This window comes from Afifella sp. JA880, assembly GCF_025379905.1.
Taxonomy (GTDB): Bacteria; Pseudomonadota; Alphaproteobacteria; order Rhizobiales; family Afifellaceae; genus Afifella; species Afifella aestuarii.
On record NZ_JAOANH010000003.1, the window covers coordinates 175,862 to 198,258 of the forward strand.

Sequence of the window (22,397 nt, forward strand, 5' to 3'; positions counted from 1 at the left end):
AGAGGGAGAATGGTATGAAGCGAGTTTTGGCAGCTCTCGGACTGGCCGTCGGCATGTCCGCCGTCGCCGCCGGCCCCGCAGCTGCGGACGACAATGTCGTCTTGCAGCTCAAATGGGTCACGCAGGCCCAGTTCGGCGGCTATTACGTGGCCCAGGACAAGGGCTTTTACGAAGAGGCCGGCCTTGATGTCGAAATCAAGCCGGGCGGCCCCGACATCGCGCCCGAACAGGTGATCGCCGGCGGCGGCGCCGATGTCATCGTCGACTGGATGCCGGCCGCCCTTGCGGCCCGCGAGCGCGGCGTCCCCCTCGTCAACATCGCCCAGCCCTTTGCGAAATCCGGCATGGAACTCACCTGCCTCAAAGAGACCGGCATCACCAAGCCGGAGGATTTCAAAGGCAAGACGCTCGGTGTCTGGTTCTTCGGCAACGAATATCCGTTCCTGTCCTGGATGAGCCATCTCGACATCCCGACGACGGGCGGCGAGGACGGCGTCACCGTCATCAAGCAGGGCTTCAACGTCGATCCGCTGATCCAGAAGCAGGCCGATTGCATCTCCACGATGACCTACAACGAATACTGGCAGGTGATCGACGCCGGCATCCCGGAAGATGAACTCGTCGTCTTCAAATACGAGGATCAGGGCGTGGCGACCCTCGAGGACGGCCTCTACGTCATGGAGGAGAACCTTCAGGATCCCGAATTCGTCGATAAGATGGCCCGCTTCGTGAAGGCCTCCATGAAGGGCTGGGATTATGCCCGCGAGCACCCGGACGAGGCGGCCGAGATCGTGCTCGACAACGACGAGACCGGCGCCCAGACGGAAAAGCACCAGAAGCGCATGATGCGCGAAATCAACAAGCTGACCGAAGGCTCCGACGGCACGCTCAATGTCGAAGATTACGACCGCACCGTGAAGACGCTGCTCGAAGGCGGTTCCGACCCGGTCATCACCAAGGAGCCGGAAGGCGCCTACACGACAGCCGTCACCGACAAGATGAAGGAGATGTGAGCCGGGCTCACGTCACATTGCGCGCATGACAACGAAAGGGAGGCTCAGGCCTCCCTTTCACTAACCGCCCGTCAACCGGGATAAGGGAGAACGGCCAGATGACTAAAGAGGATATCGAAAGTGCTCTGCTGATCTCCGAGTATGAATCGTGCAGGAAACTAATCGACCGAAACATACAAATAATCGAAAAAACAGAAGTATACGCTATAGGCGCGATTGGAGCGCTTTTTGTGTTTTCATTATCTTCCGATGATGTGTCGACAAAAATTGGCGCGTCATGGCTACCGCTACTTATATCTACAATTGGATGGGTGCGGTTTATAGGAATAGATGATACAATAGATAAAATTAATTCATATATTATAGAATTAGAAACATCACACCCTTCTATAGGCTGGACAAAATACTACAAGACAAATAACAGGGAAAAAATTTTAAAAAAGAGCCGCCACGCAATATGGATAATACTTATTATAATATCATTGATATCAGGCGTTATGATCACATGTACAACACTGCATTAAGGCAAATTACCGAGACCCACGGTGGCTGCCATTGTCCTCGTCACCCGGCACTTTCGCGGAGACGATCCTGAGCGCCAGGATGATGAAAAGCCCGATCCCAGTCCCAAGCATGGCGATGATGCCGTAACCGAGGCCGGCTGCGGCGCCGATTGCTCCCGACAGCCACATGCCCGCGCCCGTCGTCAGCCCCTCGACCCGGCCGCGCGAATGCAAAATCACACCGGCGGCAAGAAAGGCGACGCCCGCCGTGATGGAATCGATGAGCCGGATCGGGTCTGAGCGCACATTGTCGCCCGCCCCCTCGAAAAGGTCGACGATCTCCAGCGTCAAAACCGCAAACGTCGCAGCCGCAAGCGCCGTCACCATATGCGTGCGCAGACCCGCGGGCTTTTCCTGCCACTCGCGTTCAAGACCGAGAATCGCCCCGAGCACGGCCGCCAAAATGAGCCGTGCCGCGATGACCGCGACAGGCGTCGTCGTGGTCTCGAACAGACCATTCAGGGCCAGGCTCAGTTCCTCCATGCCGCTCCTCCTCGCCGTTCCTCAGACAGGAAGCGAACACATGTCTTGCCCTCCGGTTGCGTCGCATTCCAACCGGAGCAGAGCGCCCGAAACGAAAACGGCAGGCGCTTGGGCCTGCCGTCTCCTTACTCGTCGATTTGCCACAAATCGGCCGCGGCGGGCTCAGCCGTGCTTCGCCTTCGCCTCGATGCGCCGGCGATAGAGGATGGGCTCGGTGTAACCGGAGGGCTGCACGCGGCCCTTGAGCACCAGATCCTTGGCCGCCTGGAAGGCGACGCTGTCGTCGTAGTTCGGCGCCATCGGACGATAGCTCGGATCGCCCTCGTTCTGACGGTCGACGACCTTCGCCATGCGCTCCAGCGTCTCCACGATCTGCGCTTCGCTGACCACACCGTGGTGAAGCCAGTTCGCCATATGCTGAGACGAGATGCGCAGAGTTGCGCGGTCTTCCATCAGCCCGACATCGTTGATGTCCGGCACTTTCGAGCAGCCGACGCCCTGGTCGATCCAGCGCACGACATAGCCCAGAATGCCCTGCGCGTTGTTGTCGAGCTCGGCCTGGATCTCTTCGTCCGTCCAGTTCGGGCTCTCGGCGACCGGAATGGTGAGGATGTCGTCGAGGCTCGCTTTCTCGCGGTTCTTCAATTCCGCCTGGCGCTCGAGCACGTCGACCTTGTGGTAGTGGATCGCATGCAGCGTCGCCGCCGTCGGCGACGGCACCCAGGCTGTGTCGGCGCCGGCCTGCGGATGGCCGATCTTCTGCTCCAGCATCGCCGCCATCTTGTCCGGCATCGCCCACATGCCCTTGCCGATCTGCGCGCGGCCTCGAAGCCCGCAGGCAAGGCCCACATCGACGTTCCAATCCTCATAGGCGCGGATCCAGGCAGAGCCCTTCATGTCGCCCTTGCGGATCATCGGGCCGGCTTCCATCGAGGTGTGGATCTCGTCGCCGGTGCGGTCGAGGAAGCCGGTATTGATGAAGACGACGCGGTTCTTCGCTGCGCGGATGCATTCCTTGAGGTTGACGGTGGTGCGCCGCTCCTCGTCCATGATGCCCATCTTCACGGTGTTGCGCGGCAGGCCGAGCGCATCCTCCACACGCCCGAAGAGCGTGTCGGAGAAAGCGACCTCGAAGGGGCCGTGCATCTTCGGCTTGACGATGTAGACCGAGCCCGTGCGGCTGTTGCCGCGCTTGCCGTTCGGCCCGATGTCGTGCAGCGCGATCAGGCTCGTGCACATGGCGTCGAGCATGCCTTCGAAGACCTCGTCGCCGTTCGCGTCGAGCACCGCGGGCGTCGTCATCAGATGCCCGGAATTGCGCACGAGCATCAAGGAACGGCCGGGCAGGACGAGCTCCGATCCGTCGGGCGCGGTATAACGCCGATCCTCGTTGAGCGCGCGGGTCTTCGTCTCTCCGCCTTTTTGGAAGGAGGCAGTGAGATCGCCCTTCATCAGGCCGAGCCAGTTGCGATAGACGAGCGTCTTGTCCTCGCCGTCGACCGCGGCAACCGAATCCTCGCAATCCTGGATGGTGGTGACGGCTGATTCCAGAATCACGTCGGCGATGCCGGCCTGATCGGTGCCGCCGATCGGGTGATCGCGGTTGATGACGATCTCAGCATGCAGATGGTGATTCGCAAGAAGGACGGCCGAGGGCGAACCCGCCTCGCCGCGGAAACCCGCAAACTGCTCCGGCGCTTTGAGACGGACGGAGCGGCCCTCATCCATCCAGACCGCGAGCGCCTGGTCCTGCACGGACAGCCCCTTCGCGTTCCGCCAGCTATCGCCGTCGAGCGGGAAGCATTCATCGAGGAAACCGCGGGCGTAGGCGATCACCTTCTCGCCGCGCTTCGGATTGTAACCGCTGCCGATCTCCGCCCCATCGTCTTCGGAGATCGCATCGGTGCCGTAAAGCGCGTCGTAGAGCGAACCCCAGCGCGCATTGGCGGCGTTGAGCGCATAGCGCGCATTCATCACCGGAACGACGAGCTGCGGGCCCGCGATGGTGGTGATTTCGCGATCGACATTGTCGGTCTCGACGGTGACCTCGCCGCGCTCCGGCTGCAGATAGCCGAGCTCGCGCAGGAAGGCGGTATATTCCGCCGCTGAGTTACCCTTGCCGCGACGCTGGCGGTGCCAGTCGTCGATGCGCGCCTGCAGCCGCTCGCGCTCGGCCAGGAGTGCCCGGTTCTTCGGGGTGAGATCGCGCACGATCGCCGCGAAGGAATCCCAGAATGTCTCCGGCGCGATGCCTGTGCCGGCCAGAGCCTCGTTGTTGATGAAATCATAAAGCGGGCGGGCAACCTTCAGTCCCCCGGCCTCGACACGGTCACTCATGACGCATCCCCCTGTTCTCGCCCTCCGGTCGCTTGCCAACGTCCGGAGCATGGTGTTGTTGCCGTGTGATCTAAGGAATTTTCCATTCTGTCAAACTGGCGGAAAGGCTGAAAGGCGGGGTTCGAAGGTGTCAGAGCCGAAAATCGAAATGGTCGGAGGCTTCGGCCTCCTCTTCATCATGGCGACCGAGCAGGAATATCGCAGCGAGCTGCGGGCACGCATTCGCCCCCTGATCACCGGCGTCGGCCCGGTGGAAGCCGCCGTCGCCACCACGGCCTTCCTCGCCCGAATGAAGCCCGAGGAACGCCCGGATCTCCTCGTCTCCATCGGCAGTGCCGGCTCCAGGGCACTCGAGCAGGGCGCGGTCTATCAGGCGAGCCACATCAGCTTCCGCGATATGGATGCCTCGCCTCTCGGCTTTGAGAAGGGCCGCACGCCCTTCCTCGATCTTCCGGCTGAAATCGCCATCCCGCAGCAGATCGGCGACGTCGCCGCCGCCAGGCTCTCGACCGGCTCCAACATCGTCTCCGGCGCCGCCTATGATCTCATCGATGCGGACATGGTCGATATGGAAGGCTTTGCGGTGATGCGCGCCGGCCATGCTTTCGACCTGCCGACGATCGCCCTCAAAGGCATCAGCGACGGCAAGGCGGACCTCCGCCATTTCCGCGATTGGGCCGACTATCTGGAGGCCGTCGATGAGTCTCTCGCAAAGGTGATCGACCGGCTGGAGGGCGCCATCGCCGCCATGGATCGCGCCTACTGGACGCAATTGCCACATCGCACGGCGGCGCGCTGAAAGCCCGCTAGGCGCGAGGTTTCGCCAGGAGCTGCTTTACCGGCATAGCGGCGCCCCCTATGCTCGCCCGACGCAGAAAAAGTGTTGGGGAGCGTGCGGTGTTTGCGCTGTTTCGCGGAATTCCGGTGGCCCTGGCCGCCCTTGCCGTCGTCTTTCTCACTCTCCAGCCAGAGCCTGTGAGCGCCCAGGCACAGGAGCGCCGGCTTCTGACCACGGAAGGCGCCGATTATTTCGGCGGCGATTACGACGTCATCAAGGATGTCGAGCTCGAAGGCTGCAAACGCGCCTGCGTCGTCGACGGCCGCTGTGCCGCCTTCACCTACAACACCAACGCCAAATGGTGTTTTCTGAAGGAGGATGTCGGCGATCTCCGCGCCGTCAAGGCCGCCATCTCCGGCCGCATCGTCACCTCCGATCTGCCGACCTTGTCGCTTGCCGAAGAGCGCACGGCCGAGCTCTCCTTCCTGCCCTCGCGCTTCATCGACGAGGCGCGCCGCCTTTCCGGCGATCTGGCGCGGGCCGACAATGCCTCCTCGCTCGACGCCGCACTCGCCGTGGCCGACGAGGCCGCCGCCAACGGCAATTATCTCTTCGCGGCAACGCAACTCAAAAGCGCACTCAAGATGGCACCGGATCGCGTCGATCTGTGGCTGCGGCTTTCCGCCGTCAGCGCCGAGGCGACCTCCGACGACTGGAAGACGCGCCAACGCCTCCCCGAAGAGCGCACGGCCGCCGCCGTCAACGCCTACCTCCACGCCCGCGGCTCGCGTGACCGTGCCGCAGCCCTTGTGCTTCTTGCCCGCTCGCTCGGCGAGCGTGACGAGTGGAAGCCGGCGATCAAGGCCTACCGCGCAAGCCTCGCGCTTGAAGAACTGCCCGATGTGCGAAGCGCCTATGAAAGCGCCGTGGCCGAACACGGCTTTCGCATCATCGACCATCAGGTCGATTCCGACGCCGCCGACCCGCGCATCTGCCTCAACTTTTCCGACCAGCTGCCCGCGACGGGCTCCGATCTGAGCGATTTCGTCTCGATCGAGAACGCCGACAATCTAGCCGTCGAGGCGGAAGGCCAGCAGATCTGCATCAGCGGCGTCGAACATGGCCGCCGTTACCGCATCACCGCCCGCGCCGGCCTGCCGTCCGCCGATGGCGAGGCGCTTCTGAAATCGGCGACCCTCGACATCTATGTGCGTGACCGCTCGCCCGCCGTGCGCTTCTCCGGCAACGCCTATGTCGTGCCGGCCGGCGGCAGCGCCTCTCTGCCCGTCACCACCGTCAACACCTCGACCGTCAAGGCCTCGCTCTACTGGATCGCCGATCGCGGCATCGCCGAGACGCTGCGCAACGGCAATTTCCTCGACCAGCTCTCGCAATGGCAGGCGGCCGAGATCGAAAGCGAGAGGGGCCGCAAGATCTGGGAAGGCAGTGTCGACGTCGAAACCCGTCTCAACCGCGAAGTCGTGAGCGCCATTCCGATCGGCGAACTCGTCGACGACCTTGAGCCCGGCATCTATGTCCTCGTCGCAAGCGCGGAAAACAACGCCCAGGATTGGGGCGCGAAGGCGACGCAGTGGTTCCTCGCAAGCGATCTCGGGCTTGCGACCTTCGCCGGCAATGACGGGCTCAATGTCAGCCTCCGCTCGCTCGCAAGTGCGGAGCCCGTCGAAGGCGTGCATCTGCGCCTCATCGCCACCAGCAATGAGATCCTCGGAGAAGCCGACACCGATGCGGACGGCAAGGCGAATTTTGCGCCCGGCCTCATTCGCGGCACCGGCGGCATGGCGCCGGCCCTTCTCGCCGCCGAAACGAAAGACGGCGACTACAATTTCCTCGATCTCACAAAACCCTCCTTCGACCTCACCGACCGCGGCGTCGAAGGGCGTGCGGCGCCCGGTCCCGTCGACGTCTTCCTGACGACGGAGCGTGGCATCTACCGCGTCGGCGAGACCGTCTATCTGACGGCGCTCGCCCGCGATTCCCGCTCAAAAGCACTGACCGATCTGCCGCTGACGGCAAAGATCATCCGCCCGGATGGCAAGGAAGACCGCCAGGAGCTTCTCAAGGATGAAGGCCTCGGCGGCGCGCTCGCCGAGATCGCGCTCTCCGACAATGCCATGCGCGGCCAGTGGCGCGTCTCGGTCCATACCGACCCGAAAAAGCCGGCGATCGCCGAGACGACCTTCCTGGTCGAGGATTTCCAGCCCGAACGTCTCGACTTCACGCTGGAAACGGAAGCGACACAGTTCGAGCCGGCGAACCCGCCGGAGATCACCGCCGATGCCCGCTTCCTCTATGGCGCACCGGCCGCAGATCTCGACGTGGAGGCGGAAACCATCGTCTCCACCGCCGGCGAGCTTGACGGCTGGGCGGGCTACCGCTTCGGCCTTGCCGACGAAACTTTCGACACGCAGACTGCACCCCAATCGGGCCTTGCAACCGACGAGAACGGCCATCTCGCCTTTCGTCCGCAGCTGCCCGAGACAGGCGTCTCCTCGCATCCCCTCCAGACGACGGTGAATGTCCGCGTCATCGATACGAGCGGCCGCCCGGTCGAGCGCAGCCTCACGTTGCCCCTGGCAGGCGACAGGCCCAGGCTCGGCATCAAGCCGGCCTTCGAGGACGAGGTCGACGAGAATTCGACCGCGAATTTCAGCGTCATCGCCTTGTCTCAGGACGGATCGCGGATCGCCGCCGACGGCCTCAGCTGGACCCTCTCCAAGATCGACACGAATTATCAATGGTACCGGTCCGGCGGGCGCTGGAACTACGAGACGATCGAGACGCGCCAGCGCGTGGCGAGCGGCGATGTCTCGATCTCCGCCGATGATCCGGCCAAGATTGCGGCCGATGTCGAATGGGGCAAGTACGAGCTTGAAGTCGCCAAGGCGGACGGCTCTCTCCTCCCCGCCAGCATGACCTTCGAGGCCGGCTGGTATTCCGCCCCGAAGACGCTCGAAACGCCGGAATTCCTGAAACTGTCCCTCGACAAGGAGCGCTACCGCATCGGCGACACCGCAACCGTGCATCTGGAGCCGCGCTTTGCCGGCATCGCCCAGGTGATGGTGATCGACGACCGCATCGTGGCGACGAAATCAGTCGAGGTCTCCGAAGGCTCCACCGAAATTACGCTTCCCGTGACCGAAGACTGGGGTGCGGGCGCCTATGTGACGGCCGCGCTCTACCGCCCGATGGATCTTGAGGCCAAGCGCATGCCGGCGCGCGCCCTCGGCCTGTCCTGGGCGGGCGTCGAAAATCCCGCGCAGCGGCTCGCCGTCACCATCGACGCGCCCGAAAGCGCAAAACCGCGCCAGGCTTTCGAGGCGAGCGTGGAGATCGCCGATCTCGCCGAGGGCGAAGAGGCCTATGTGACGCTCGCCGCCGTCGATCTCGGCATCCTCAACCTGACCGGCTTCGAAACGCCCGATCCGGAAAGCTATTATCTCGGCCAGCGCCGTCTCGGCGTTGAAATCCGCGACATCTATTCGTCCCTGATCGACCGTTTCCAGGGCGCGCCGGGCCGTGTCCGCACCGGCGGCGACGCGGCACTCGCCCGCTTCGAAGGCCCCGCGCCGACCGAGAACCTCGTCGCCTGGCATTCCGGCATCGTGAAAGCCGGGCCGGACGGCAAGGTGACAGTCTCCGTGCCGATCGGCGATTTCAACGGCACCGTGCGCCTGATGGCCCTCGCCTGGAGCGAAAAGGGTGTCGGCCATGCCGAAAACGACGTCCTCGTCCGCGACCCGGTGGTGGTTTCGACCGCCCTGCCGCAATTCATGGCGCCGGGCGACCAGTCCCGCCTCGCGCTCGATCTCACCCATGTGGAAGGCCCCGCCGGGCCCGTCTCGGTCGAGGTCGCAAGCAGTGACGACGACATCGTGAGCGTCGCAGGCTCCCCCGTCGAGACGGACCTCGCCGAGGGCGCCCGCAGCCAGCTCCTCCTGCCGGTGACCGCCGGCAAGGAAGGCGATGCGACCCTTTCGGTCCGCCTCACCACACCGTCGGGCGAGGTTCTGGAAAAGGATCTGGCGCTCACCGTTCGCGATGCGACGCCGGAAGTCGTCCGCACCTCCTTCGTCACGCTCGCGCCGGGCGGATCGGTCGATCTCTCGTCCGACCTTCTCGACGGCCTCGTCCCGGGTTCGGGCAAGGTGCGCGTCTCCGCCTCCGGAGCCGGTCGCATCGACGTGCCGCAGATCCTGCGAAAACTCGACCGCTATCCCTATGGCTGCGCCGAACAGCTGACGAGCCGCGCTCTGCCGCTCGTCTATCTCAACGACATCGCAGTCGCCGCCGGCCTCGGCAGCGATGCGGAAACCGACAAGCGCATCGATAAGGCGATCGAATCGGTCCTCGCCTACCAAAGCGCCAGCGGCGGCTTCGGCCTCTGGGGACCGGGCTCCGACGATCTCTGGCTCGATGCCTATGTGAGCGACTTCCTGACCCGCGCCCGCCGCGCCGGCCACGAGGTTCCCGACACGGCCTTCACGATCGCGCTCGACAATCTGAAGAACCGCATCGCCTATGCCTCCGACTTCTCCGATGGCGGCGAAGACATCGCCTATGCGCTTTATGTGCTCGCGCAAAACGGCCGCGCCGCGATCGGCGACCTGCGCTATTACGCCGAGACCAAGCTCGGTGATTTCGCCACCCCGCTCGCCAAGGCGCAGATCGGCGCGGGCCTTGCCCTTTATGGCGATCGTAGCCTGTCGCAGACGGTCTTCCGGCGCGCGGTGTCCGAGCTTGAGTACGCCGCATCGGATCAGCGGCGCAGCGATTACGGCTCCAAGCTCCGCGACGGCGCGGCGATCCTGACGCTCGCCTCCGAAACGAGCGCCGATTCCGTCGATCTGCCGCTTCTCGCCAATTTCGTTGCCGACCGGCGCGCCGAGGAAAAGCGCACCAGTACGCAGGAAGACGCCTGGTCGCTGATGGCCGCCCATGCGCTGATGCAAAGCGCCGCCCGGCCGGAGCTCGAGGTCGCAGGCAAACGCTATGACGGGCCGATGTCGACGGCGATCGAGGAAGCCGCACTGCAAGGCGAGGGACCGAAAATCGCCAATCTCGCCGCCTCGCCCGTCGATGTGGCGATCAGCGCGACCGGCAAGCCGTCCTCGCCCGAACCCGCCTCCGGCAATGGCTATCTGATCGCACGCGAAACTTTCACGCTCGAAGGCGATCCTCTCGATCCGAGCCATGTGGCGCAGGGCGACCGCCTCGTCGTCGTTCTGACCGTCACCGCCGAACAGACGGGCTCCGGCCATCTCATTCTCGACGATCCGCTGCCGGCGGGTTTTGAGATCGACAATCCCAACATCCTGCGTTCCGGCGATGTCGGCACCCTCGACTGGCTCGATCTGTCGACCGAGCCGGCGCATGTGGAATTCCGCGCCGACCGCTTCGTGGCGGCCCTCGATCGCCAGCCCGACGATCAGACCCGCTTCAGCCTCGCCTACATGGTTCGCGCCGTCTCGCCGGGCGATTTCGTGCAGCCGGCCGCCACCATCGAGGACATGTACGAGCCGGAGCTTCGCGCCCGCACCGAGGCCGGACGCGTGCATGTGGAGGGGCCGCTGCGCTGAGCGGGAACGGCCCCCATACGCGCGCCCGTCGCCGGGGACAGCGCCGCCTCGGCATCGGCCTCGTGCTTGCCTGCGCCCTCGCGCTCGCAGCGCCCGCGGGCCTGCGGCTCGCGGTCAATCTCACCCCTCTGCCCGACCTTCACCCGCCGACCTCGCAGCTCGTCGTCGACCGCAACGGCACGCTGCTCCGCCCCTTCCCGGTGGCGGACGGCATCTGGCGCCTCGATGCGGCGAAAGGCGACGTCGACCCGCTCTTCACGCGTCTCCTTCTCGCCTATGAGGACAAGCGCTTCTTCACCCATCACGGCGTCGATATGGCCGCGATGGGCCGCGCCTTCTGGCAGATGCTGCGCCACGGGCGCATCGTCTCCGGCGGCTCGACGCTCACCATGCAGGTGGCGCGGCTTCTCGGCGACGACGACACGCGCAGCCTCGTCGGCAAGGTGCACCAGATCCTTCTGGCGCGCGCCCTTGAGACGCGTCTGTCGAAGGACGAGATCCTCGATCTCTATCTCCTGCTTGCCCCGTATGGCGGCAATATCGAAGGCGTACGCGCCGCCTCGCTCGCCTATTTCGGCAAGGAGCCGCGCCGTCTGACAGCCGCGGAGGCCGCGCTTCTCGTCGCCATCCCGCAATCGCCGAAAGCCCGCCGGCCGGACCGTTTTCCGAAGCGGGCAAAAGAGGCGCGCGACCGTGTGCTCGCCCGCGCTGCCAAGGCCGGCGCGCTCCGCCCCGAAATCGCCCATCAGGCGCGCACCGAAGCCTCGCCGCACACCCGCCATCCCTTCCCGATGCTCGCGGCCCATCTCGCGAACCGCCTCGCCCATCGCCCCGACGCGCCTGCCGTCATCGCGCTTTCGATTGATGCGGATGCCCAGGCCCGCCTGGAAGCTCTGGCGCATAAGGCGGCAAAGACGCTCGGGCGCAAGACGAGCGTCGCCATCCTCGTCGCCGACCACCGCACCGGCGAGATTCTGGCCTCTGTCGGCTCCTCCGATCCGCTCGATTTCGCCCGCGCCGGCTTCATCGACATGACGGAGCGCGAGCGCTCGCCGGGCTCCACCTTGAAGCCCTTGATCTACGGCCTCTCCTTCGAGCTCGGTCTCGCCCATCCCGAAAGCCTGATCGACGACCGTCCGAGCGCCTTTTCCGGCTACACGCCGTCGAGCTTCGACGGCGAATACCGCGGCACCGTCACCGTGCGCCGTGCCCTGCAATTGTCTCTGAATGTGCCGGCGATCACACTTCTGGAAGAGGTCGGCCCGGCGCGGCTTCTCGCCCGCATGCGCCGCGCGGGCGTGCGCCCCGCTTTGTCCGACGTCTCGCCGCCGGGCCTAGCGATCGGCCTGGGCGGGCTCGGCGTCACGCTCCGCGATCTCGTCACCTTGTCGGCGGCGATCGCCCGCGGCGGGCGCGCCATGTCGTTGACGGAGGAAAAAGGTCAGACGGGCAAACCGCTCGGCCGCGTCCTCTCCGAGGCAGCGGCCTGGCAGGTCTCCGACATCCTCGCCGGCGCGCCGACACCGCTTGGCGCCAAGGCCGACAACATCGCCTTCAAGACCGGCACCTCTTATGGCTACCGCGATGCCTGGGCGATCGGGTTCGACGGAAACCACGTCATCGGCGTCTGGGCCGGCCGCGCCGATGCGACGCCCGTCCCGGGCCTCGTCGGCATCGAGGCCGCCGCCCCGATCATGCTGGAAGCCTTCGCCCGCCTCGGGCCCACAAAGCGCCTGCGCGCCGCCCCGCCGAACCTTCTCGATGCGGCGACGGCCGATTTGCCGCCGCCGCTCCGCCATGTCGCTCGCGGCGCTGAGCCGGGCACGCCGGGCCCCGAAATCGCCTTTCCGCCCGATGGTGCCCGCATCGATCTCGGCCTCGCCGACCAACATGGAGAAGGCCATGGCGAAGCGCTCGCCGTGAAACTCCGCGACGGCGCCCCGCCCTTCACCTGGTTCGTCAACGGTCGCCCGGTCGGCCACACCGCCTTTCGTCGCGAGCTCTTCTTTGAGCCGGACGGTCCGGGTTTTGCCGATGTCACGGTGCTCGACCGAACCGGCAAAGGCGCCTCCGTCCGCGTCTTCCTGCAATAGACCGCTCCCGAAGCCACCAAAGCGCCCCCGACCAAACAAAAAGGCGGCCGCCGGAGCGACCGCCTTGTTTCTTGCCGAAGAGTGCGTGCCGCTTATCCGTGCACGAGCACGTTGCGGAACTGCCAGGGATCGCTGTCGTCGATGTCTTCCGGGAAGAGCCCCGGCCGGTCCGTCAACGGCGTCCAGTCGGTGTAATGGCCTTCGACGGGCCCGAGATAGGGAAGCTGCACCTCGAGGCAGCGGCGGAAATCCATCTCGTCGGCCTCCACGATGCCGGCTTCAGGATGTTCCAGCGCCCACACCATGCCGGCGAGCACGGCCGAGGTCACCTGCAGGCCGGTCGCGTTCTGATAGGGAGCGATATCGCGCGTCTCCTCGATGGAAAGCCGCGAGCCGTACCAATAGGCGTTCTTCTTGTGGCCGTAGAGCAGCACGCCGAGCTCGTCGATACCGTCCTCGATCTCATCCTCGTCGAGAATATGGTGCTTCGGCTGCGCCTTGCCGGCCTGGCCGAACATTTCATGCAGCGACAAAACGGCGTCGTTCGCCGGGTGATAGGCGTAATGCACCGTCGGCCGGTATTCCGGTTCGAGCCCCTCGCCGATCGTAAAATAATCGGAGATCGACACCGATTCATTGTGGGTGACGAGGAAGCCGTACTGCGCGCCCGGCGTCGGGCACCAGGTGCGGACACGGGTATTGGCGCCCGGCTGCAGCATGAAGCGGGCCGATTGGCACCCCGTCTGCTGCGCCCGCATATTCTCGGGCGTCCATTTTTCGTGCGTGCCCCAGCCGAGCTCGGCCGGCTGCAGGCCTTCCGAAATGAAGCCTTCCACCGACCAGGTGTTCCAGAAGACGTTCATCGGCTTCGGATGCTTGGCACGCTGCGTGTCGCGCTCGGCGATATGGATGCCTTTGACGCCGACATCGCGCATCAGCTTCGCCCAGCCGGCGCGATCGTCCTGCGACGGCTCTTCATAAGTGAGTTGCAGCGCCTCGGCGAGATCGACGAGCGCCTGCTTCACGAACCAAGACACCATGCCCGGATTGGCGCCGCAGCAGGAGACGGCCGTCGTGCCGCCCGGCGAACGCGCCTTCTCGTCGCGCACGGTCTGGCGCAGCGCATGGTTGGTGCGTTGCGCCTGGTCCATGCCGCGGTCGAAATAGAAACCCAGCCAGGGCTCCACCACGGTGTCGATATAAAGCACGCCGATCTCGCGGCAGAGCTTCATGATGTCGAGCGAAGACGTATCGACCGAAAGATTGACGCAAAAGCCCTGGCCCTCGCCCTTGGTCAGGAGCGGCGTCAGAAGCTCGCGATAATTGTCCGCCGTCACTTCCTTCTGGATGAAGGCGATGCCGCGCTCGTCGAGGAGCTTGCGGTCGGTGTCGACCGGGTCGATGACGACGAAGCGGTCCTTGTCGAACTCGAAATGCCGCTCGATCAGAGGCAGCGTCCCGCGTCCGATCGAGCCGAAGCCGATCATCACGATGGGGCCGGTAATCTTGCCGTGGACGGGCCAGTCGCTCATCAACATCTCCTTCGGGCTCATGCCGGCTTCCGATTGGAGGAAAGCGGCGAAAAGGGCAAGGCGGCAGAAGAGAAAAGGCGCCGCAGCCTGAATACGCGATAAACACAACCCTGCCGCGCATTTCTGCTTGATTGCGCCATTTTGTTCTTCTATTGTTCTCGCCATCACGACGACGGGGGGTTGGCCGTGAACACCGATGCGATGGATATTGCAGGCGCCGTCACCCATCTCGGAGCCTGGCTCTTCTGCGGTTTTCTGATTCTGAGTTTCGCCTGGTCGCTCGTCGAGCGTCTGCTCATGTGGATCGATGCTGCACTCATCAAGCCTGGCCTGGCGCGCCTGCTCGACGGATCGAAGGCCGCGATCGGGAAAATGAGGCGCCGCCGCCGCGGTTTCCGGATCGTCCTCACCGATCTCTCCGGCGACGACGATGGCAGCAGGGCCACGCGCATCGCCGCGGCTCTCTCGTCGATACCGGCGCTGAAAGTGGCGAGGATCCCTGCCCCGCCGGGATGGAAATTCGCCGGCCGCATCGAAATGGAGCGCCAGGCGGAAGACGTCCTGCGCGCCCGCAAGGCGGATGTCCTCATCTTCGGTCGCATCGACCGGGCCGAACAGGTACTTGCGGTCAGCTTTCTCGGCCGCGACGTTGGCGGCGACATCTGCGGGCTTGCGACGCTCGAACTGCCGCTCGATTTCGCCGCGTCTCTCGCGCCGGCTTTCGTCGCCACCGCTCTCACCCAAACAGCGCTGACCGGAGAGGACGATGTTCCTCTGCTTCTCGATTGGCTCGTGCCTCAGACGCTTGAGCTGAAGGCCCTGTGCGAGAGGATGCCGAAATCCCTCTCCGATCCGCAGCGCGCCGGCCTGCTCCATGCCGTGGGGCGATCGGCGGCTCTGCTCGGGCGTTTGAACCATGACCCGAACGCTCACCAGCTGGCGCTCGCTGCCTATCGCCACGCGCTCGAAGGCCTTCCGCCCGACATCGCGCCGCTCGCACGGGCAGGCACGCTCAACGCTTTGGCGATCACCCTTCGGCACATCGGGTACGAGGAAAGGGATCCCGCCCTCCTGGAAGAGGCCGTCGCGACCTTCGCGCAGGCGTTGCCGTACCGCCGGCGCGATCTCGTCCCCTTCGACTGGGCCGAGACGAAGCGCGAATGCGGCACGGCCCTCGCCTGCCTGGCGGAGATGGACGGCCCCTCTCGCCTTGAAGAGGCCGAGGCCTGTCTCCGCGAAGCGCTTGAGGAATATCGTCCGGAGCGCACCCTTGTAAGGTGGGCCGACGCGCAAATCATGCTGGCACACATTCTTCGACTCCGGGGCAGGAACGCGCCGAATGCCGCGGCGCTGGAGGAAGCGATCGCGATCGGCCGGCGCGTCGTCGCCGACCTGCCGCAGAAGCGCGCGCCATTCATCTGGGCGCAGGCGCATACGAGCCTCGGGCATGCGCTTGAAGCCCTCTCCGAGCGAAAGGGCGATCCGAGCCTCCTTCTGGAAGCGGGCCGCGTTTACGCTCAGGCCTTGAAGGAATGGCCGCGGTCGCGGCTGCGTCTGCGATGGGGCGCGACAAACGCAAATCTTGGAAATGTGCTCGCCACGCTCGCCGACAGGACCGGCAAACCGGACACGCTCGAAGATGCAATCGCCTGCTATCGTGCAGCCTTGAAGGTCCAGAACCGTCGCAAGCACGCAAAGGCCTGGGCCAGCACCCAAAACAGCCTTGCCTATGCGTTGCGGCTTCTCGGGGAAGAGACCGGAAACCGGGCGCATCTCGAAAAGGCGGTCGCTGCCACACGCGCCGCGCTGGAGGAATGGCCGCGCGAGCGCTTCCCGCAAGACTGGGCGATGGGCCAGATGAATCTCGGAACGAACCTCTGTGTCCTCGGTCAACGCCGCCGCAACAAGCGGCTCATCAGGGAGGGGATCGCGGCCTTCTACCGTTCGCTGGAGGAACGGCGGCGCGAGGAAATGCCCGTGGAATGGGCCGAAAGCCAGGGGAGCCTCGCCAATGGGCTGCGCGCACTCGGCGAGCTTGAGAAGAGCCCGCAGCGCCTCGAAGAATCCCTCTCGGCCTACCGCGCGGTTCTGGCACTCCACGATTTGGACACGGCACCTTTCGATTGGGCGGACGCGCAATCGCGGCTCGCCAAGGCTCTCCTCGCGCGGGCCAGGATGACGCGCGACGTCGCCGAATTCAGGCGGGCCGAGGAAGCCTTCGAGGCGGCCGCACACGCCTATCGGCTAGCGGGGGCCTACCCGCATGAGGCCGGGACCGTGCGCATGCTCGAAGACGTTCGCGCCAGACGGCAGAGGCTCGAGGCGAGAGCGAATTCCGGGATCGCCGGCTGGCTCCTACCAGAAATTCGCCACCTTGTGCGTCGCGCTCTCCGGCTCGGTCGCAAGGTGGTGATAGGCTGAAGCGTAATAGAGAAGCGGCGTCCCGGTCTTCGCCTGCATGCCGCGGACCTCGCCGAGGAAGAGCGAATGGTCGCCGCATTCGTGCACGTCATGAGACGTCAGCGCGATATGGGCGAGAGCGCCCTCGAGCGCGGGGGCGCCGTGAAAATCGAAAAACTCCGCCTTCGCGCCCTCGACTTTGCGTCCCGCGAAAAGGTTGCTCAGATCCTCCTGCTCGCGGGCGAGAAAGCTGATCGAATAGATCTCGGCCTCTGACAGCACCGGATGCATATGCGCGCGTTTGGCAACGGAAACGACGGTGAGCGGCGGGTTGAGAGAACCCGACAGAAACGCGTTCGCCGTCATGGCCCGCACACCGCTCTCCGTCTTGACGGCAACCACGGTCACGCCGCTTGCAAAGCGCGACATGACATTGCGGAAAAGCTTCGGGTCGATGGCGGTCGCCGCCGTCTGGTCCATGAAATCGTCCTGAATGCCTGGGGTTTTCTTATCGACCCTGCATATAGGGTCGCTCGCGATCTCACAAATGCCGGGCGTGGAAGCGACCATGCCGTGATGTCACGCCTGCCGCTCGGGCGCTTGCGATACGCGCGTTCCACCGGGCGACAGGGGACGCGAGAAGATCCTCGGCCCGATCTGAAGATCGATGCAGCCGGGGCTCAGGGCCGAGCCGACCTGTCAGGCCGACGGGTCCGTGCCAACTGCCCATGAACGAGCGATCAGGGAATAAGTTGCGATTTGGCGAGCGTCAGCTCGTAGCACAGCCCGTCGCCGTCAAAGACGAGCTCGGCCTCGCCGCCGACTGTTGTCGGCACGACATTGCACAACATGACGACGCCGAAACTTCTCGACTTCGGCTCCTTCACCGGGGGACCTTTCCGCTCGCACCAGGTGAAGCGATAGCGGCCGGCATCGTCCGGCACCTGTTCGAAGGCGACTTCCACACGCCCCTCATCGGTGCCGAGCGCCCCGTATTTGATGGCATTGGTGGTGAGCTCATGCAAAGCGAGCCCGAGATATTGCGCCGCGTTCGGCCGCAGAAAGCCGTTGATGCCGGTGATCTCGACCTGGCTCAGCCGCGGCTCGGCATAAAGCGAAATCTGCGAGCGAACGAGATCGAAGATGCGCGCCCCGCGCCAGTCGGCCTCCGTCAACACGTCATGCGCGCGCGACAGGGAAAAGATGCGCCCGTTGAAGCGGCTGACGAATTGCTCCGTGGAAGAGGCGTTTTCCGCCGTCTGCCGCGCGATGCCCTGAATGACGGCAAGCAGGTTTTTGGAACGGTGCGCCAGCTCGCGCATGACGATGCGAAGATGCTCTTCCTGGATCTTGCGCTCGGTGATGTCGATCGCCGCGCCGATGATGGCCGTCTGCGAGCCGTCCTCGTCTTCTTCGGGCACCAGCATCACGTCGTACCAGCGCGGATCGTCACCATAAGGCAGACACAGCTCCACCTGCTGCATCTCGCCCTCCTGGATCGCCGCCTCCTTGGCCGCTCCGAGCTGCTCGGCCGCGGCGAGCGGCAGCACCTCCTCGTCGGTACGTCCGAGCACGGTGGACGGGCTCAAGCCCGCAGGCGAATTGAAGACCCAGTTGAAATGGCCTTCGGCGTCTTGAGAAAACAATGAGATCTGCGAGCCGCGCAGGAGCTTGGCACAGCGCTCCCATAGCGCCGCTTTGGCGACGTGCGTCGCCCCGAGAGGGCGTCCTTCCTTGTCGCGAGGCGGTGAAGCTGTCACGGCCAAAAACACCGAAAATACATGAGACAGGTCATACCGGAGGTCGGTCCTCGGCACAACGATAGGCGGCGCATCAAGTTCCCGTCCATGGCGGCGATAATTCGCCACAAGAAAAAAGCCGTTGGTCTTACGCCGCAGGCGCTCATCTCGCCGTGTCCGAGAGGATCTCGAAAAAGCCGGGCGGTACGAAGGAGATAAAGCCGAACCATAAAAAAACGGCCTCCCGGAGGAGGCCTGTTCTTGCTGCTTGGAAAGTTGACGGAAACAGCGGACGCTGGGGCAAAGGGGGGAAGAGGAGGCGCGCCCGCCGTTTCCGTAACTCTTACTTATGGACCCACAACGGCGGGTTCGAAGGAAGGTTCCGAAAAAAAAACGACGGGCTGCGATTTTTTTTGCGAAGGCCGCCTGCAGCGCGCGCGCCCTCGCGCCGGACGGGGTTCTGAGCCCCTCCGACCGCCTCGCAACTAGCTCGCGCGGCGCTCGAAAAACAAAGCCTGGCTGATCACCGCCTTCACCGTGTCCGGCTGGAACGGCTTGGTGATGAGGAAGGCCGGCTCCGGCCGCTCGCCGGTCAAAAGCCGCTCCGGATAGGCGGTGATGAAGACGACGGGCACGGAAAACGACTGCAGCATTTCATTGACGGCATCGAGGCCGGAGCTGCCGTCGGCGAGCTGAATATCGGCGAGAACCAGCCCCGGGCGATGCTCTTCCACCGCCTTGATCGCTTCCGAATGCGTGCGGGCGACGCCGGTCACGCTGTGGCCGAGCGTCTTCACCAGGGTTTCGATGTCCATGGCGATCAGCGGCTCGTCCTCGATGATGAGGACGTCGGTCGCCACCTGCTCGGCGATCTCGCGGCCGGCCTGGTCGACGAGGCGGGAGACCTCTTCTTCCGACTTGCCGAGAATTTCGGCCGTCTCGCCGGCGGAAAAATCTTCCACCGACATCAACAGAAAGGCCTGGCGCGGCAGCGGCGTGATCGCCTCGAGCCGCCGCACGGACGGGTCGCCAACCGGATCGACCGTATCTTCCTTCAGGTTGATATCGACCGAATTCCAGTAGCGGCAGAAGGCTTTGAAAAGCTCGACGCGCGGGTCGTTATCGGAATTGAAGGAATCGGGATCCTCGACGAGCGCCTCCAGCACGGAAACCACATAGGCATCTCCGCTCTTCTGCCCGCCCGTCAATGCGCGGGCGAAGCGACGCAGATAAGGAAGGTGGGGCGCGGTGTTGGCGACTAGCGACATGTCATCATCCTGAATGGAACAACGAGGTTGCGGACAATCAAAGCGTCACCGGCAAAGGCTGCATGAGGTCCGTCCTCTGGGGTGCTGCAACGCGTCGTTATGAAATGATTGTGGCAAGAGTTGCAAGGAGGCAAGGCGCCAAACGCCGCGAAATCATTGACTTTGCCGGCTTCCGAACCGGAGCCCCCAACGAGACGCATCAAGACGCAGCGGCCGGGCCTGCAGGCACGAGGCGTGGCAGGGGCGCAGGGCGCTCAAAGGCGGCGGCGCCATGCCCTCCCCTCGCGACGGCGCCACGCCGTCCTAGATGCCGGAGTGAAACAAGGCCCTTTACGAGGAGACCGCCATGCCAATGACCCTGAAAGGCTCGTGCCGCTGCGGCGCGGTGCACTTTTCCGTCGAAAGCCACACGCCTCAGCCCTATCAGCTCTGCTATTGCTCCATCTGCCGCAAGACGGCGGGCGGCGGCGGTTACGCCATCAATCTCGGCGGCATTGCCGCGACGCTGAAAGTGGAAGGCCGCGAGGCGATCGAGATCTTCCGCGCGGAAATCGACCGCGGCGGCCATTGCGAGGTCTCGACAGGCGAACGCAATTTCTGCCGCCATTGCGCCACCGCGCTCTGGCTTTTCGACCCGACCTGGCCGGAGCTCATCCATCCCTTCGCCTCGGCAATCGACAGCGAACTGCCGATCCCGCCGGAGCGCGTGCATCTGATGCTCGGCTCGAAGGCAAACTGGGTCGTGCCCGATATCGGCCCGAACGATCAGACCTTCAACGTTTATCCAGATGAATCGCTCGAAGGCTGGCACAAGAGCCGCGGCCTCTGGGTGGAGTGACGATCGGCTGGAGCCCACGAAATCGCACGCAAAGAAAAGGCGGGCCGCAGCCCGCCTTCTCGATCTCTCGTGAGTTGAGACCTCAGCTGCCCAAAATCCCCGGCAGCTTCAGGCCTTTCTCGCGGGCGCAGGCGAGCGCCTCTTCATAGCCCGCATCGGCATGACGCATGACGCCGGTCGCCGGATCGTTCCACAAAACCCGTGAAATCCGCCGCGCCGCGGCCTCGCTGCCGTCGCAGACGATCACCTGGCCGGAATGCTGCGACCAGCCCATGCCGACGCCGCCGCCATGGTGGATCGATACCCAGGTCGCTCCGGACGCGCAGTTGAGAAGCGCATTGAGGAGCGGCCAGTCGGAGACGGCATCCGAGCCGTCCCGCATCGATTCCGTCTCGCGGTTCGGCGAAGCGACGGAGCCGGAATCGAGATGATCGCGGCCGATGACGACCGGCGCTTCCAGTTCGCCCTTCGCCACCATCTCGTTGAAGGCGAGACCGAGCCGGTCGCGATCGCCGAGCCCGACCCAGCAGATGCGCGACGGCAGACCCTGGAAGTGGATGCGCTCCCTCGCCATGTCGAGCCAGTTGTGCAGGTGCTTGTCGTCCGGCAGGAGCTCCTTCACCTTCGCGTCGGTCTTGAAGATGTCTTCCGGGTTGCCGGACAGCGCCGCCCAGCGGAACGGCCCGATGCCGCGGCAGAAGAGCGGGCGGATATAGGCCGGCACGAAGCCCGGGAAGTCGAAGGCGCGTTCAAGCCCCACTTCCTTGGCACGCTGGCGAATGTTGTTGCCGTAATCGACGACCGGCACGCCCTGGTCCCACCAGCCGAGCATGGCTTCCACCTGCGCCCGCATGGACTCTTTCGCCGCCTTTTCGACAGCTTCAGGGTCGCTCTCGCGCCGCTCTTCCCATTCGCCGAGCGTCCAGCCGGCCGGAAGATAGCCGTTCAAGGGATCATGCGCCGAGGTCTGGTCGGTGACCGCATCCGGGCGGACGCCGCGCCGCAGAAGCTCCGGAAAGACCTCGGCAGCATTGCCGAGAAGGCCGACGGAGATCGCCTTCTTCTCCTTGGAGGCGCGCTCGATCATGGCGAGCGCCTCGTCGAGATCCTGCGTCATCTCATCGACATAGCCGGTGCGCTTGCGGAACTCGATGCGGCTCTGCTGGCATTCGACGGCGAGCATGGATGCACCCGCCATGGTGGCGGCGAGCGGCTGCGCGCCGCCCATGCCGCCGAGCCCACCGGTCAGGATCCAGCGGCCGGAGAGATCGCCGCCATAATGCTGGCGGCCCATCTCCGCAAACGTCTCGTAGGTGCCCTGAACGATGCCCTGCGTGCCGATATAGATCCACGAGCCGGCCGTCATCTGGCCGTACATCATCAGCCCGGCCCGATCGAGCTTGTTGAAATGCTCCCAATTGGCGAAGGCCGGCACGAGATTGGAATTGGCGATCAACACCCGCGGCGCGTCTTCATGCGTGCGGAAGACACCGACCGGCTTGCCCGATTGGATGAGCAGCGTCTCGTCGGCCTCGAGCTCCTTCAGCGTCGACACGATGCGGTCGAAGGAGTCCCAGTCGCGCGCCGCCCGCCCGATGCCGCCATAGACGACGAGGCTTTCCGGCTTTTCGGCGACCTCCTGGTCGAGATTGTTCATCAGCATGCGCATCGGCGCTTCGGTCAGCCAGGATTTGGCCGTGAGCTCGGTTCCCCGCGGGCTCGAAATCTTGCGGGCGTTGTCGAGACGGTTCAT

At 64.6% G+C, this 22,397-nt stretch carries 13 protein-coding genes; 6 read left to right on the forward strand and 7 right to left on the reverse strand.

The window, feature by feature from the left end; translation table 11 throughout:
- The first annotated feature begins 14 nt into the window (after positions 1 to 14).
- Positions 15 to 1,013, forward strand: coding sequence for an ABC transporter substrate-binding protein (locus tag NYQ83_RS13850; RefSeq protein WP_261215380.1), 999 nt, complete (start codon positions 15 to 17; stop codon positions 1,011 to 1,013).
- Between the two features lie 530 nt (positions 1,014 to 1,543).
- Here NYQ83_RS13850 and NYQ83_RS13855 read toward each other — a convergent pair.
- Positions 1,544 to 2,059, reverse strand: a complete 516-nt coding sequence (locus NYQ83_RS13855) for an MgtC/SapB family protein (RefSeq protein WP_261215381.1) — start codon at positions 2,057 to 2,059, stop codon at positions 1,544 to 1,546.
- 162 nt (positions 2,060 to 2,221) lie between these two features.
- Complete coding sequence (locus tag NYQ83_RS13860) at positions 2,222 to 4,396, reverse strand: malate synthase G (protein ID WP_261215383.1); 2,175 nt, start codon at positions 4,394 to 4,396, stop codon at positions 2,222 to 2,224.
- Between the two features lie 148 nt (positions 4,397 to 4,544).
- On the opposite strand from NYQ83_RS13860, the gene NYQ83_RS13865 reads away from it, so the two are divergent.
- The 3 genes from NYQ83_RS13865 to pbpC all read left to right on the forward strand — a co-directional run bounded on the left by NYQ83_RS13865 (position 4,545) and on the right by pbpC (position 12,867).
- Positions 4,545 to 5,195 carry a 5'-methylthioadenosine/S-adenosylhomocysteine nucleosidase gene (locus tag NYQ83_RS13865; protein WP_128291776.1) on the forward strand — a complete coding sequence of 217 codons (651 nt, stop codon included), beginning with the start codon at positions 4,545 to 4,547 and terminating at the stop codon, positions 5,193 to 5,195.
- 98 nt (positions 5,196 to 5,293) lie between these two features.
- Positions 5,294 to 10,774: an alpha-2-macroglobulin family protein gene (locus tag NYQ83_RS13870; RefSeq protein ID WP_261215385.1), complete on the forward strand. Its 5,481-nt coding sequence runs from the start codon at positions 5,294 to 5,296 to the stop codon at positions 10,772 to 10,774.
- Between the two features lie 62 nt (positions 10,775 to 10,836).
- On the forward strand, positions 10,837 to 12,867 hold the full coding sequence (gene pbpC / locus NYQ83_RS13875; RefSeq protein WP_261215386.1) for a penicillin-binding protein 1C: 2,031 nt from the start codon (positions 10,837 to 10,839) through the stop codon (positions 12,865 to 12,867).
- 92 nt (positions 12,868 to 12,959) lie between these two features.
- Here the strand turns inward: pbpC and NYQ83_RS13880 are convergent, their stop codons facing one another.
- Positions 12,960 to 14,405, reverse strand: coding sequence for a homospermidine synthase (locus tag NYQ83_RS13880; RefSeq protein WP_261216178.1), 1,446 nt, complete (start codon positions 14,403 to 14,405; stop codon positions 12,960 to 12,962).
- Positions 14,406 to 14,585: 180 nt separating this feature from the next.
- On the opposite strand from NYQ83_RS13880, the gene NYQ83_RS13885 reads away from it, so the two are divergent.
- Complete coding sequence (locus NYQ83_RS13885; protein WP_261215387.1) at positions 14,586 to 16,820, forward strand: tetratricopeptide repeat protein; 2,235 nt, start codon at positions 14,586 to 14,588, stop codon at positions 16,818 to 16,820.
- Here the strand turns inward: NYQ83_RS13885 and NYQ83_RS13890 are convergent.
- The 3 genes from NYQ83_RS13890 to NYQ83_RS13900 form a co-directional block, all read right to left on the reverse strand.
- Entirely contained in the window at positions 16,755 to 17,279 is a 525-nt protein-coding gene (locus NYQ83_RS13890) for a flavin reductase family protein (RefSeq protein ID WP_261215389.1), read from the reverse strand. The two genes, NYQ83_RS13885 and NYQ83_RS13890, sit on opposite strands and share 66 nt — an antisense overlap.
- Before the next feature lie 260 nt (positions 17,280 to 17,539).
- Entirely contained in the window at positions 17,540 to 18,559 is a 1,020-nt protein-coding gene (locus NYQ83_RS13895) for a sensor histidine kinase (RefSeq protein ID WP_261215391.1), read from the reverse strand.
- A 464-nt stretch (positions 18,560 to 19,023) separates the two neighbouring features.
- The gene (locus NYQ83_RS13900) at positions 19,024 to 19,806 is read right to left on the reverse strand and encodes a response regulator (protein ID WP_092813723.1); all 783 of its coding nucleotides are present in this window, start codon (positions 19,804 to 19,806) and stop codon (positions 19,024 to 19,026) included.
- Positions 19,807 to 20,152: 346 nt separating this feature from the next.
- Between NYQ83_RS13900 and NYQ83_RS13905 the strand changes: the two genes are divergently transcribed.
- The gene (locus NYQ83_RS13905) at positions 20,153 to 20,644 is read left to right on the forward strand and encodes a GFA family protein (protein WP_261215393.1); all 492 of its coding nucleotides are present in this window, start codon (positions 20,153 to 20,155) and stop codon (positions 20,642 to 20,644) included.
- An 82-nt stretch (positions 20,645 to 20,726) separates the two neighbouring features.
- On the opposite strand, the gene hutU is transcribed toward NYQ83_RS13905, so the two are convergent.
- On the reverse strand, positions 20,727 to 22,397 hold the full coding sequence (hutU, locus tag NYQ83_RS13910; protein ID WP_261215395.1) for a urocanate hydratase: 1,671 nt from the start codon (positions 22,395 to 22,397) through the stop codon (positions 20,727 to 20,729).